13 protein-coding genes and 3 pseudogenes are annotated in these 12,310 nt (G+C 63.3%); 9 read left to right on the top strand and 7 right to left on the bottom strand.

Annotated features, from left to right (window positions below; translation table 11 throughout):
- Positions 1-23: 23 nt before the first annotated feature.
- From JHW40_RS09735 to panB, 3 genes are all read left to right on the top strand, one after another.
- Positions 24-1,097 carry a hypothetical protein gene (locus JHW40_RS09735; protein ID WP_139208300.1) on the top strand — a complete coding sequence of 358 codons (1,074 nt, stop codon included), beginning with the start codon at positions 24-26 and terminating at the stop codon, positions 1,095-1,097.
- Between the two features lie 150 nt (positions 1,098-1,247).
- Positions 1,248-2,105: a pantoate--beta-alanine ligase gene (gene panC / locus JHW40_RS09730; protein ID WP_090617885.1), complete on the top strand. Its 858-nt coding sequence runs from the start codon at positions 1,248-1,250 to the stop codon at positions 2,103-2,105.
- Positions 2,106-2,114: 9 nt separating this feature from the next.
- Positions 2,115-2,930 carry a 3-methyl-2-oxobutanoate hydroxymethyltransferase gene (gene panB, locus JHW40_RS09725; protein WP_090617883.1) on the top strand — a complete coding sequence of 272 codons (816 nt, stop codon included), beginning with the start codon at positions 2,115-2,117 and terminating at the stop codon, positions 2,928-2,930.
- Positions 2,931-3,012: 82 nt separating this feature from the next.
- Here the strand turns inward: panB and JHW40_RS09720 are convergent, their stop codons facing one another.
- Positions 3,013-4,020: a 2-hydroxyacid dehydrogenase gene (locus tag JHW40_RS09720; protein WP_090617881.1), complete on the bottom strand. Its 1,008-nt coding sequence runs from the start codon at positions 4,018-4,020 to the stop codon at positions 3,013-3,015.
- 186 nt (positions 4,021-4,206) lie between these two features.
- Here JHW40_RS09720 and JHW40_RS09715 point away from each other — a divergent pair, with 186 nt between their 5' ends.
- A complete protein-coding gene (locus tag JHW40_RS09715; RefSeq protein WP_419182436.1) occupies positions 4,207-4,812 on the top strand; it encodes an SH3 domain-containing protein in 606 nt (201 codons plus the stop codon).
- 574 nt (positions 4,813-5,386) lie between these two features.
- Positions 5,387-5,785 carry a phage tail fiber protein gene (locus tag JHW40_RS09710; RefSeq protein WP_090617877.1) on the top strand — a complete coding sequence of 133 codons (399 nt, stop codon included), beginning with the start codon at positions 5,387-5,389 and terminating at the stop codon, positions 5,783-5,785.
- Positions 5,786-5,797: 12 nt separating this feature from the next.
- Here the strand turns inward: JHW40_RS09710 and JHW40_RS09705 are convergent.
- A protein-coding gene (locus JHW40_RS09705) for an IS630 family transposase (RefSeq protein WP_272848954.1) occupies positions 5,798-6,756 on the bottom strand; the annotation gives its coding sequence in 2 pieces (ribosomal slippage) (positions 5,798-6,412 and positions 6,415-6,756; 957 coding nt in all).
- Between the two features lie 380 nt (positions 6,757-7,136).
- Between JHW40_RS09705 and JHW40_RS09700 the strand changes: the two genes are divergently transcribed.
- A complete protein-coding gene (locus tag JHW40_RS09700; protein ID WP_090618121.1) occupies positions 7,137-7,328 on the top strand; it encodes a hypothetical protein in 192 nt (63 codons plus the stop codon).
- A 515-nt stretch (positions 7,329-7,843) separates the two neighbouring features.
- On the opposite strand, the gene JHW40_RS09695 is transcribed toward JHW40_RS09700, so the two are convergent.
- Entirely contained in the window at positions 7,844-8,164 is a 321-nt protein-coding gene (locus JHW40_RS09695; protein WP_244519415.1) for a hypothetical protein, read from the bottom strand.
- 12 nt (positions 8,165-8,176) lie between these two features.
- Between JHW40_RS09695 and JHW40_RS09690 the strand changes: the two genes are divergently transcribed.
- The 3 genes from JHW40_RS09690 to JHW40_RS09680 all read left to right on the top strand — a co-directional run bounded on the left by JHW40_RS09690 (position 8,177) and on the right by JHW40_RS09680 (position 10,310).
- The gene (locus JHW40_RS09690) at positions 8,177-8,413 is read left to right on the top strand and encodes a hypothetical protein (protein WP_090618117.1); all 237 of its coding nucleotides are present in this window, start codon (positions 8,177-8,179) and stop codon (positions 8,411-8,413) included.
- Positions 8,414-8,569: 156 nt separating this feature from the next.
- On the top strand, positions 8,570-9,712 hold the full coding sequence (locus JHW40_RS09685; RefSeq protein WP_272848953.1) for a hypothetical protein: 1,143 nt from the start codon (positions 8,570-8,572) through the stop codon (positions 9,710-9,712).
- The gene (locus JHW40_RS09680) at positions 9,684-10,310 is read left to right on the top strand and encodes a hypothetical protein (protein ID WP_090618180.1); all 627 of its coding nucleotides are present in this window, start codon (positions 9,684-9,686) and stop codon (positions 10,308-10,310) included. The genes JHW40_RS09685 and JHW40_RS09680 overlap by 29 nt, the downstream gene beginning before the upstream one ends.
- Before the next feature lie 114 nt (positions 10,311-10,424).
- On the opposite strand, the pseudogene JHW40_RS24335 reads toward JHW40_RS09680, so the two are convergent.
- The 4 genes and pseudogenes from JHW40_RS24335 to JHW40_RS09670 form a co-directional block, all read right to left on the bottom strand.
- Positions 10,425-10,655, bottom strand: a pseudogene (locus tag JHW40_RS24335) (transposase domain-containing protein); the annotation flags it as partial.
- Between the two features lie 99 nt (positions 10,656-10,754).
- A pseudogene (locus JHW40_RS24330) lies at positions 10,755-11,384 on the bottom strand (IS66 family transposase); the annotation flags it as partial.
- A gap of 205 nt (positions 11,385-11,589) precedes the next feature.
- Positions 11,590-11,844, bottom strand: a pseudogene (gene tnpB / locus JHW40_RS24180) (IS66 family insertion sequence element accessory protein TnpB); the annotation flags it as partial.
- The gene (locus JHW40_RS09670; RefSeq protein ID WP_272848951.1) at positions 11,844-12,263 is read right to left on the bottom strand and encodes a transposase; all 420 of its coding nucleotides are present in this window, start codon (positions 12,261-12,263) and stop codon (positions 11,844-11,846) included. The pseudogene tnpB and the gene JHW40_RS09670, both read right to left, overlap by 1 nt.
- Between the last annotated feature and the right edge of the window lie 47 nt (positions 12,264-12,310).

Here is a 12,310-nt window from a genome sequence, read left to right as displayed (position 1 = left end):
GGCCCTCACGGATGGGGGTCGCCATGGCTGACCCCCACCGCATCGCGACGCCCCGCCCCTCGGCGCAACGCCTGTCCGAAGATATCGGCGATGTGCTGACCGCCATCCGCCGCCTGATCGCCGAGGATGAGGCGCTGGTCACCGCCCGGAACGGCGTCATGCAATCGCGTTCAGACGCCGCCGCAAGACTGATCGAGACCCCGCGAGAAGAGGTTGAAGACCCGGCAGAGGCGCTGGCCCGTCGCTATGGCGGCAATGCCGCTCTGGCCCGGCAGATGGCGCAAGAGGGCAGCGATCTGCTGACCCGCCATCCCCGCGTGACCGAAACGGATGACGATACTGGCAGCGACACGGCCGACAGTGGTGGTGACTGGCCACTGGGGAATCTGGCAAACGCGCCTGACGCCCCGCGCCCGTTGGCGGTCGCAGATCCGATTGCAGAACCGCATAACGATCTGGCCCGGCGCATCGCCGCAACCATCGCGGACGACGACGCAGATCAGAACGGGGATCAGCCCCCTGCACCCATCTGGGCGCCGCTCAAGCTGGTCAGACCGACTGCACCGCAAGACGACCCGGCACAGGTGGCGCAGTCAACTCCCCCCGTCGCGTTTGATGAGGATTACGACTGGAAGGCGCGCATGCGTCCCGATCCGGTCGAAGCCAACGCCGCTGCCGAAGATCCGGGGATCCCCCTGTCCGCCGCCGAACAGGATGAGCAACCGTCCGATGCGGCACCGGCCCAGCCGGATGAGGTGGTGCTGACCATGCCGCTGACACCGGCGCTGGACCCGCAACCCCTTGCCGGTTTCCCGCTGCCCTTCACGGTCTCCTCCTTTGGCATCGACTTGTCCAACCGGATCGCGCCGGATACCAGCACCGATATGCCGAAGGCCGAGGCGCAGACCGCCCCGACAGAACCCGAAAGCCCGGCAGACGTCCTGTCCAGCGAAGAACAAAGCATCCGCGAGCTGCTGCGCGAAATGATCCGAGAGGAACTTTTCGGCGAACTCGGCCAGCGGTTCTCCCGCAACCTGCGCACCGTCATCCGGCGCGAGGTCGCCGTGATGATCGACGATCAGTTGGAGCGGCTCTAGACCAACAAGCGGGCGGGGATTGATGCCCGCCCGCCCCGACCCAGAATTGCCCCTTGATCGGCAAAACCTTTCGCTGCAACGCAGCACTTGCCTGAATCATCCCTGCGCTTTAGGTTGCCCGCCACGCCAGAGAGGGGCGGGAGGAGCGGGATGCAGATCTGTCGCAGCAAGCAATCGATGCGCGATTGCGTGGCCGAATGGCGCGCGTCCGGCCGGCGTGTGGCCCTTGTGCCCACAATGGGCGCGCTGCATCGGGGCCATCTGGCCCTGTGCAGACATGCGCGCGACTGGCTGGACGCCCGTGGCGGCGGACGGCTGGTCACCTCGGTCTTCGTCAATCCGACCCAGTTCGGCCCGAATGAGGATCTGGCCACCTACCCCCGCGACGAGGAAGGCGACCTGCGCCTGTTGCGCGATATCGGTGCGGATGCTGCCTTCCTGCCTTCGGTTCAGGATATCTATCGCCCCGGCGCCCAGACCGTGGTCGAGGTCACCCGCCTCTCGCGGATCCTCACCGGCAAGCTGCGCCCCGGCCATTTCCGCGGCGTCACGACCGTGGTGTCCAAGCTTTTCAACATCATCGGCCCTGATGCCGCGGCCTTCGGCGAAAAGGATTACCAGCAACTGACCGTGATCCGGCAGATGGTCGCCGATCTGGACATGCCCGTGCAGATCATCGGCGTGCCGACCGTACGCGAAGCCGACGGGCTGGCCATGTCCTCGCGCAATCTGCGCCTCACGCCACAGGACCGCGCTGCCGCCCCGATCCTGTGTCAGGCGCTGAACCGGGCGGAGCAGATGATCGCCACAGGCGCCACCCTGCCCGCCACCCTCCAGGAATTGCGCCGACATCTCGCCACCGAACCCCGTGCCGAGATCTGCTCGATCGACATCCGCGATGCCGACGACCTGTCGCGCATCACCACAATCCGGCAGCCGGTCGTGATCCTGCTGGCAGTGCGCTTCGGCACCGTCATGCTGATCGACCAGCGCGTCGCCTGCCCGTAAGGAGCCCCCATGTCCACGCAAGCCCCGATCCGCCGCATCACCGTGCCCCAGATCGCCGCCCGCAAGAACGGCCAGCCCATCGTCGCACTGACCGCTTATACCGCGCCGATGGCCAGGCTGGTCGATGCCCATGCCGAGGTGATCCTGGTCGGCGACAGCCTCGGCATGGTCGTCCACGGCCTCGATTCGACCATCGGCGTGACGATGGAGATGATGATCCTGCACGGTCAGGCCGTCATGCGCGGCAGCCAGCGCGCGCTCGTCGTGATCGACATGCCTTTCGGCAGCTATGAGGAAAGCCCCGCGCAGGCCTTCCGCAACTGCGCCCGGATCATGGCCGAAACCGGCTGCGGCGCGGTGAAACTCGAAGGCGGCGCCCGCCTTGCCGAAACCATCCGCTTCCTGACCCAGCGCGGCATCCCGGTCATGGCCCATATCGGCCTGACACCCCAGGCCAGCAATGTGATGGGCGGCTTCCGCACGCAGGGTCGTGATGAAGCCAGCTGGCCCGCCCATATCGCCGATGCCCGCGCCGTGACCGAGGCCGGCGCCTTCGCCACCGTCGTCGAGGGCGTCATGGAACCGCTCGCCGACCGCATCACACAGGCGATCACCGCCCCCACCATCGGCATCGGCGCCTCTGCCCGCTGCGACGGCCAGGTCCTCGTGCTCGACGACATGCTGGGCCTGTCCGGTTGGGTTCCCCGTTTCGTGCGCAAATTCGGCGACCTCGGCCCTCGCGCCGAACAGGCCATCGCCGCCTATGCGGCAGCTGTCCGCGACCACAGCTTCCCGGCCCCCGAACAGACATATCGCGCGGAATAGCCCGACCCCCGGCCCATCTCTGGTGCGCAAATATCCCGGGGGAATCCCCGGAACGGGGATGGGGGCAGCGCCCCCTGCCCGCCTACAGCATCGAGGGAACGACCAGATCCGGCGGGCGGTGGCCGTCATCGAAAGTCTTGATATTGATGATGACCTTTTCGCCCATCTCGGCGCGCCCCTCGACCGTGGCCGACCCCATATGCGGCAACAACACGACATTGGGCAGTTCGCGCAGCCGGGGGTTGATCTCATGCCCATGCTCGAACACGTCCAGCCCCGCGCCCGCGATCTCGCCCGCGCGCAGCATCCGGGTCAGGGCGTTCTCGTCGATCACCTCCCCGCGCGAGGTGTTCACCACCACGGCCGAGGGCTTCAGCAGCTTCAGCCGCCGCGCGTTCAGCAGATGGAAGGTCGAGGGCGTATGCGGCGCATTCACGCTGACGATGTCCATCCGCGCCAGCATCTGGTCCAGGCTTTCCCACCAGGTTGCCTGAAGATCGGCCTCGATCTCGGGGCGCAGCCGTTTGCGGTTGTGGTAATGGACCTGCATGCCAAAAACATTCGCCCGCCGCGCCACCGCCTGACCGATCCGGCCCATGCCCAGAATGCCCAGACGCCGCCCGCCGACGCGCCCGCCCAGATGCGCGGTGGGGGCCCAGCCCTGCCAGCGCCCGGCCTGCATCTCGGCCATGCCCTCGGGGATGCGCCGGGTCACGCTCAGGATCAGCGCCATGACCATGTCGGCGGTATCCTCGGTCACCACGCCGGGCGTGTTCGACACCAGAATCCCGCGCTGACGGGCCGACAGCACGTCGATATGATCCACGCCCGCGCCGTAATTGGCGATCAGCTTCAACCGCCCGCCCGCCTGCGCCAGCATGTTGGCGTCGATGTGATCGGTCACGGTTGGCACCAGAACGTCGCAATTCTGCATCGCCACGACCAGTTCATCCCGGCTCATCCGCCGGTCGCTTTCGTTCAGCGACACGTCGAACAGCTCGCTCATGCGGGTTTCCACCGTCTCGGGCAGGCGCCGGGTGACGGAAATCCGCAGTCGCTGACGTGCCGGCGAGGAGGGATTGCTGCTCATGGTAACCTCACTTTCTCGAACTCGTGTCGAACCGCGCACTTCCAAAGTCGGACGGCTTTTGGCAAACTGCCTGCGTCGCGGGGCATGCACAAGACCCCACGGGGTCGGATCATGGCGGGAACGCAGCACACTGGCCAGCAGGCATGAGGGCGACCGGGTCTCCGGTCAGGCAGGAACGGGAAACGAATGACGGCACGAAACGGGTTCGGGCATCTCAGGCTGATGGGTCTGACGATGATCATGGCTGCTGCGATGGTCTCTCACATGGCGCATGGCATGCGGCCCGGGGAAGAGGTGCAACTGGCCCAGGGCACCCCGTCAGCCGATGCGCAGATCAGCCGCGAAACCGAAGGTGATGGCATTGGTCGCGGCGCGGTCACCAACCTGCCTGTCCCCCGCTATGTCAGCCTGAAGGGGGGCGAAGGCAATGTCCGGCGTGGCCCCAGCCTGTCGCATCGCATCGACTGGGTGTTCCGCCATGCCGGGATGCCGCTGCGCGTCACCGCCGAATTCGGCCATTGGCGCCGGGTCGAGGACAAGGACGGCGCCGGCGGCTGGGTGCATTACGCTTTGCTGTCGGGCGTGCGCACCGCGCTCGTGACCGAGGATATGGTCGAATTGCGCGCCCGCCCCAACCCCGATTCCGATGTCGTGGCCCGGGCCGAAATGGGCGCCATCGTCCGGCTGGGAGAATGTAATCCGCAATGGTGCCGCATCTCGGGCGGCGGGCAACGGGGCTGGGTATCCAAGACCTCGATCTGGGGCGTCGATCCGGGCGAGATCCGCGACTGATACCTGACTTTACGGCGGCGTTTCGCCCTGCCCTCTGAAGCGATTCAATCTGCCAAAATCTCTCGATGCCCTTTCCGGACAGCGACCAACACCCCAATAACGCAGACGCTGAAGCCGTCTCGCATAATCCTCACCTGTGCGGTATATACGGTTTTTCCGCTCATCAAGCGTCGCTGACTAGGTATGTCGCGGCGCGTTACGGCCCGGCAGGCAAACACCTGAACTGAACACTTGCCCCGCTCATATCGAGCGGGGCTTTTCCATTGAAACGAAAGGAGCAGGCCAATGGCCACCAGTATCAAAAAACAGTTGTTCGTCGCATCGACCCCGCCCGCGCCCAAAGACGAGGACGACTATCAGGCTGCGACGTGAATGGAAGTGAAGGGCATCGTCTCCATCGGCGAGATCGGTTTTCCTCACGCCACCATCGACCGTAGGCGCTTTTGGCTGGGGCGCAACCAACACCCATGTGGACATCCCTGATCCTAGATCGGGAAGGGACTTAAACAACTTGCGAACGAACGGGATCTGGCGTGCGCATGGCGCGGTGCTCAATGTACCCCCGATTGGTATCATGCAGGTGCTGCATGGTGGTCAGGCCGCAGGTTACGCCGCGCAGCTCGCTATCGGAATCCAAGCAAATCGCATTTTAGCCCGGAAATGCGAGGGGGACATCTGGAACTCGTGGTATGAGATCAGAACGACAGCCAACACCACCGTGGACAGCAATGGCTTCGTCAAAGCTGCCTCGCCGATCCTACGCCTGTTTGCTGACGGCTTCATCGAGGAACCCGTGCAGCAGACCGAGGCCGAAGTCACCCGAACCACAACCGGCACATATCGAATTGCGAACACGGTGGGTCTGGCCGCGACCGGCTGGCAGATCGAGGTTCCCCGCGACCACAACGGCAATATCCTGTGCCATGTCGAGACTGCGTGGGACGGTGATGACCTGACGGTCTCGGCATCCTAAAGCATTTCTGTTTTAACCTGCGACATATCCTGCGGCCTTGAAGTAGTTCCAACATTCGCCGGGATCGAAGAGATCACAGACTTCGCCGATGGCCTTGAAGACGTCGGTAAATGTTCTTGCCCCGATCCTGCGCAGGTGCGCCTTGAGTTTTGCGAATGCCATTTCGATGGGGTTCAGGTCCGGCGAATATGGCGGCAGATAGAGAAACCAGCAGCGATGGGCACGCAGAGCCTCAGCAGCCTGCTTGTTGTGGTGGGTGGCAAGGTTGTCGAGGATCACCACGGTTCCCGGCTCGATCTCCGGGATCAGGACCTCGCGAACCCAGGCTGCGAAGGCGGGGCCGTCCATTGCGCCCCGGATGCACCAGGGCGCAATCAGGGCATCCGGTGTGAGCCCGGCGATCAGGGTCTGTGTTCCCCAGCTGCCGAAGGGCGCATCCATGGTCAGGCGTGTGCCGCGCAGGGCACGTCCCCGCAGGCGGGTGAGGTTGGTCTTCACCGAGGTCTCGTCTATGAAAACCACGCGTTCCGGCCGATCCGCGATGGCTGGCAAGCGATGCTCGAACCAGTCGGTTCGCCGCTGTCTTACCCTGGCACCGCGGCGTTCGGCGGCCACCAGCGACTTTTTTTATAGGTGAACCCAAGCCGCGACAGCAGACTGGCAATGGACGAGTGATGGACACGAACGCCTTCCGCTGCGACCAGCGCGTCCCTGAGTTCGAACAGCGTGATGTCGGGATCCTGTGCGAGCAGTTCCTCGAAAAAGGCCCGGTGCGGGGCAAGCTTTCCATGCCCTTTGGGACGTCCCTGGGGCAATGGTTCGGCATGCCCCCTGGTCCTGATCGCCCGGCCCCAACGTGCTCCGGTCGCCGGCGAGAGTTTCAGCCGCAGCGCCGCCGCCCGACCGCTTAAACCCTCCTCGATATATAGCTGAAACCGCGTCCGGAGCGCCGACGGCAATGGTGCTGACATGATCTATCCTCCCAGACAGAAGGGAATCACGATCCGCGCTGCGACGGAACCCCAAACGATTCAGGGTTCAGTAGAAATACTTTAGCCTCTCTGGAATGAGGGCCGATGGATCGCGGGCGAGGCCATCGATGTGCCGGATGGGCGCTGGATCAACGTGCGGCTGCATGAGCCGCAGGGCGAAGCAGCGGATCGCGAGCATTTGGCTGAAGCGAGAGCGGCGCATCTGGAGCTTGAGCGCGCCGAAGCGGACGAGAAGGCCGCAGCGATGGCAGTAGCAGAGCTGGCCGCCAGCAGGTCACCGACCAGAGCGAATAACGGCAATCCGAAACGATCTCACTTCCCCGCCAAGTGCTGGCCATTTCATGCAACAGGAGCGACGAATGTCCTTGGAATATGACCCGAAGATCCGTTTTGGCAATCTCGTGACGATCGGCGTGGTGCTGGCGGGGATCATCGCGTCATTTGCCGTCGCGCAATACCAGATCGCCGACATGGGCCGGCGCATGGAGCACATGCAATCCGAGTCCAGCGAAAAGGCCGCGCGGCTGGAGATGATGGGCAGGGGAACTTGAGCGGAACCGCCATGCCCATCAACAACGACACTAAGCCGGCGATTAAGAGCAGACAATAGGCAGCATTACCGATGCGGTCCGCTGTCCGACGATGTTGAAACGGGCAGGAAAAATGGGCGCGCCCTCACTCGTTCCCTCAGCACAGCTAGAGCACTCATTACGGCACACTATACGCTGTCCCTAGTCCTGGAAGAACGCAGGACACTAACTGTGGTTCCACTAATGGGGATTTTTCAACCGAGCCACACCGCTCGATACCACAACACGGTCACTCGAAAACACGCTTGCCATGTCGCTCGGCTGTGACGCTGTTCTGGCCGAATCTGACGCGGAAGTCATCCTGTCCTTATGGTCAGGCATTCCCCACCTGAAAGGCAAGCCGGACCCGAAGGTGGGCCAAGATCCCTGATGCAGCAAAAAGCTAGATGTGACCTTGGCGCGGCCTCGCAAAAAATGTGCGCACGCGAGACGGCAAAGCCATAGCACGAAAAATCAGCCGTTCAATCGCGTCGTCATCATTCCCGAAGGCGCAGCAGTTCGCGCTCGATCGTGTCCAGCGCATCCGGATCACCGGCGCGCGCGGCCGCTATGGCTTCGTGAACGCGCTCCCACGAAGGATGATCATCCGCGATCAGGCGGCCGTCCATATGGGCGACGGTCAGGGCGTGCATATAGACTATGCGATATGGCGGACGCCGGATAGCTTCATCGCGCATGTCGCGCAGGCGTTTGTGCAGGCGGGTGAAAATCATTGCCCATAGATAGGGCGCAGGCCGCAGCGGCCAAGGCCTCAACGCAATCTCGTTACCTCCGCCCGCCTCGCGCGGGTTTTTCACATGGAGGTTCACATGCCCGTCTATCCGATCACCGACAGTTGGTCCGACCCGATCTCGCTGCAAGCCGGTGACATCGTCCAGAACCACAGCCCGCACCCGATCGACGTCTGCCCGGGCGAGCCGGACGAGGCGAACCGGTTGCGGCTGCTGGGCTATGTCGGCGCGTTTCAGGTCGATGATGCGGTGACCATTGTCGCGCGCGGCACCTCTCATGGCAGTTCCGCGCTGACCGTTGTCCGAGGGTTCTGACAATGAACAGCTTCTGGCCACCCTTCCGGATCCGCATCGGTCTCAATGGATCGTCACCGGCGGCGCGGGCGAGATCACCGTTAACGCAATACCGACACCAACTGCCTTGATTGCCGCGAACGGCGCTGGCACGATCACGATAGAGGGCTTAACACCATGACAAAACGCATCATCGCAACAGACGCAGATCTGACGGGGGATGAGATCATCTACACCACCCGGCGCGCACTCCCCATGACTATCAGCGGTCTGTCGGCGGGAATGTGGTATCTGCTGAATACCACCATGTCAGAGGCTATCAGCGTGGCAGCAGCGCCTGTCGAGCCCGGTGACTTCGCCCGCACTGCTTCCACAGACACCACACGCACGATCCACAGCGGCCACAGCTTGACCGACTCCTATGTGCATATCGGACCGTGGCCCGGCAATATGAGGTCGGTCCTCGAGTCAGTTGGCTACACAGATACGTATAACCGAGAGATCAAATCCACGGTTCCCGGCAGCATGATTCAATACCGTTGGGAACACGATGGCAATCTCACTGAGGGCGAACGCGCTGTAGAAGATATCGACCAATTTCACACCCTGATGATCACCGAGGGCGGTCCACCCCCGCGCACGACCAGCGAAGGTATGGTCAACACGCTGGATTATTTCTGCAAGTTCACTGCCAACACCATCGAAAACGGTGCAGGCAACGAGGTTATCCTGTGGTCGATCTGGCCCGACCTGAATGGCCCCGGTGGCACAGAACCGCCCGCTGAATGGGCGGGATATACGTTCCGCACCGGCCTGCCTGAATATGAAAACAGTTTCAAATACATGGCAGACTACGCGACATGGAAAATGCGGCAGCTTTACCCGTCGCTGCCCGAAGATTGGCGCGTCTGGCTGATCCCCGGCCACAAATGGATGGAGCGTGTTTACGACGACATTCAGAACGATCTGGTGCCGGGCATCACGGATATTCAGGAACTGTTCGGGGATGGTATTCATCCCGACACTACCGCATGTTATGGCCTGTCGTGCCTCGTGGCGACCTGCCTGTATCAGGTCAATCTGACCGAGGCTGAAAACGTCTGGATCATGCCGGAATTTGAAAACCACGATGGAACCCACCCTGCTGTGCCGCAGGCGCTGGCCGAATATTTCTGGCAGATCGCATGGGAAATCGCGACCACCTATGAACCCATCGGCATGGGCGGAACCGAAGGCGCGGCGATGAAATGGCAACCATCCGATGGCGATCCGATGCCGAACTGGACGCTGGATGGCCCCAATACTGGTGGCGGGGGGTGATCCCGACCCGAAGCCTGGCGATCTGCCGACATTTGTGTTCACTGCCGCCGCTGATGATCTGTCCGACCTGACGGGTATGACAGGGACGCAGCCGACCGTTGAAGATGGGGTGCTGCAATTCGAAGGAAGCGAGGCCCTTGATGGCGACCTGATCTTGGGGAATAGATACTTGGTCATATCCATCATGATCCCCGGCACTCTTCCCCAAAGTATCAACCCTGTCATCGCTGGGTTCAGGGCCAGCGATACCCCCGGCTGGAATGACCACGGACCTGTAGCCGCAGTCTATATTGGCTTTAACGGGTCGTTCGGCCTAGTTGTGAATGGCGGCGACGACGAAGATGTGGCGGGCAACCCCTTTGCCGACAAATGGCATACCTTGGAAATCTGGACGGATACCGAAGGCGTATATGGCTTGGTCGATGGCGTCCACTCCATGAGCGTTTTAGGGGAAATTCCTGAGACCGTTGTCGTCAGGCTTTTCGCCTGGGGCGAACTGGCCTGCCACGTCGCCGCCATCGGCATCTGTGATTATGTCCCCAACGCCGAAGGCCGGGACGCAGCGCGTGCATGGGCGCAGGGCGCGATACCGGTCTGATCAGACGCCGCTAGCCCGAACCAACACAGCCCGCCCTCACCGGCGGTTTTTTCATGGAGAACTGACAATGGCCAATGCATCGGTGCGCTACATCGTAAGCGCGACGACGAGGTCCTATGCAGCGCGGCTTGACGCTTGGTCGTAGCACCAGGACATGAGGTCGTCGATGCGGGATCTGGGGTGTCCGTCGAGGATGGCCCGGAGGGTATCGGCGAGGTAGCCGACGGGGTTCACGCCGGACAGCTTGCAGGTGGCAACCAGCGAGGCGAGCATGGCCCAGTTCTCGGCGCCGATTTCGTTCCCTGCGAAGAGGGCGTTCTTCCGGGTCAGCGCGATCGGACGGATCTGGTTTTCGACCGGGTTGGTGTCCAGCTCGAGGGTGCCATCGTCGATAAAGCGGGTCTCGTCGACGAAGATCCGGTCGGCGGCGCGCAGGTGGACCTTCATGTGGTCGATCACGGGCATCAGGTGGAAGCAGGCGCGGCCGGCCCAATTGCCGAATGTGCCGCGGTCGAGGTGGAGCCCCTGCCGCTCGAAGATCCCCGCCTGGCGGTAAAATGGAAGGTGGTCGCCGAACTTCGAGATGATGATCCATGCGATCAGCCGCTCGGTGGGCAGGCCGCCCGGCACGACGTGCTCGGGCGCATGAGCCTGCACCACGGCCTGCGAGCAGCGGCGACAGGCATATCTGGGGCGCCGCGTCACAAGAACCTGGAACTGCGCTGGGATCACGTCGAGCCGCTCGGAGACATCCTCCCCGATCCGGGCCATCTCACTACAACCGCAGGGGCAAAGGGTGCTGGCCGGCTCGATCACGCGCTCGACCCGGGGCAGATGCCCACGGTTGCGCGCGGGCTTGCGAGGTTCTTCTCCTTGCGCCCGGGCAAGCGCGGCTTCAGCCTTCTCCTGTGCGGCCTCAAGCACGCCCTGGGCCAGTTCGGCGTCCTCGAGCGGCAAATTGAACTGGTCGGGTGACAACTTCTCGGAACTCTTGCCAAAGCGCTCGCGCTGCGAGGCGCGCAGGATACCCTCCAGCCGGCGGTTGGCCTCCTGCACCTCCGCGAGGCGGGCCTTCAAATGAGCGTTCTCGCGGCTGGGAATGTTGGCATCCATGCCTGAAGTGAATCACGCTGATGCCGTTCTGGCCAGTAAAAGCGGGGCCTCCACTGCGTCGGCCGCACTTACCCTGCAACCAGCGGGCGGCGACCCGCTCGGGTCTTGCCAGTCTCCAGTCCAACCCCTCGAACAGCGCCGCCAGCTGCGCCGAGGACATGCGCATCACCCCATCCCGCACCTGCGGCCAGAAGAACTTGCCGCCCTCGAGGCGCTTGTGAACCAGCACCATCCCGGTCTGGTCCCAGACCAGCATCTTGATACGATCTGCCCGCTTCGCCCGGAAGACGAAGATCGCCCCGCAGAACGGGTCGGGCCCGAACATCTCCTGCACCGCCAGCGCCAGCCCGTCGATGCCCTTGCGGAAGTCCACCGGCCGCGTCGCCACGTAGACCTTCACCGGCCCGCCCTGACCGAGCATCACGACGCCCCCGCCCGCGCCGCTCGGATCGACCGCGTAAGCAGAACCTCATCGGTATCTGCGCCGACGCGGATCACGACATCACCCACAACGATCTCCACGCCGGTGCCGGCCTCTGTCTCTGCCGGCATCTCCGCTGCGGCGCCCTCGACGACCAGTTCTGCAAACATCGGCAGTGCCGCCATGCTCTCGGGCACGACAAGCTGTCCGTCCCGTAGCTTCTGCCGCCAGTCATAAACCTGCCAGCGCGTCGCACCGTGCCGCCGCGCGACTTCGGTCACCGAAGTTCGCCGCACCAAGCTCTCCGCCGCAATCCGCGCCCGCTCCGCCTTCGTGCGTCGCTGACGCCCGGTCGGCCCCTCCATCACTTCCAGCCGCGAAACCCCACCATCCGAGAAGCCGTCCAAATGGCCGCCCATCTTGCCGTCTCGTTCCAAGCCAACACCTCCGACGTTCATGCGCACGG

The organism is Paracoccus alcaliphilus (assembly GCF_028553725.1).
Taxonomy (GTDB): domain Bacteria; phylum Pseudomonadota; class Alphaproteobacteria; order Rhodobacterales; family Rhodobacteraceae; genus Paracoccus; species Paracoccus alcaliphilus.
This window is presented reverse-complemented; position numbering and strand designations above follow the sequence as displayed.

What these genes read in the sequence shown, in the direction of transcription:
- JHW40_RS09715 (WP_419182436.1), top strand. Translation starts at nt 4,207, where the DNA reads ATGACGGCACGAAACGGGTTCGGGCATCTCAGGCTGATGGGTCTGACG.
- JHW40_RS09680 (WP_090618180.1), top strand. Translation starts at nt 9,684, where the DNA reads ATGGCCCCAATACTGGTGGCGGGGGGTGATCCCGACCCGAAGCCTGGC.
- JHW40_RS09735 (WP_139208300.1), top strand. Translation starts at nt 24, where the DNA reads ATGGCTGACCCCCACCGCATCGCGACGCCCCGCCCCTCGGCGCAACGC.
- JHW40_RS09685 (WP_272848953.1), top strand. Translation starts at nt 8,570, where the DNA reads ATGACAAAACGCATCATCGCAACAGACGCAGATCTGACGGGGGATGAG.
- JHW40_RS09690 (WP_090618117.1), top strand. Translation starts at nt 8,177, where the DNA reads ATGCCCGTCTATCCGATCACCGACAGTTGGTCCGACCCGATCTCGCTG.
- JHW40_RS09710 (WP_090617877.1), top strand. Translation starts at nt 5,387, where the DNA reads ATGCAGGTGCTGCATGGTGGTCAGGCCGCAGGTTACGCCGCGCAGCTC.
- panB (WP_090617883.1), top strand. Translation starts at nt 2,115, where the DNA reads ATGTCCACGCAAGCCCCGATCCGCCGCATCACCGTGCCCCAGATCGCC.
- panC (WP_090617885.1), top strand. Translation starts at nt 1,248, where the DNA reads ATGCAGATCTGTCGCAGCAAGCAATCGATGCGCGATTGCGTGGCCGAA.
- JHW40_RS09670 (WP_272848951.1), bottom strand. Translation starts at nt 12,263, where the DNA reads ATGGGCGGCCATTTGGACGGCTTCTCGGATGGTGGGGTTTCGCGGCTG.
- JHW40_RS09700 (WP_090618121.1), top strand. Translation starts at nt 7,137, where the DNA reads ATGTCCTTGGAATATGACCCGAAGATCCGTTTTGGCAATCTCGTGACG.
- JHW40_RS09720 (WP_090617881.1), bottom strand. Translation starts at nt 4,020, where the DNA reads ATGAGCAGCAATCCCTCCTCGCCGGCACGTCAGCGACTGCGGATTTCC.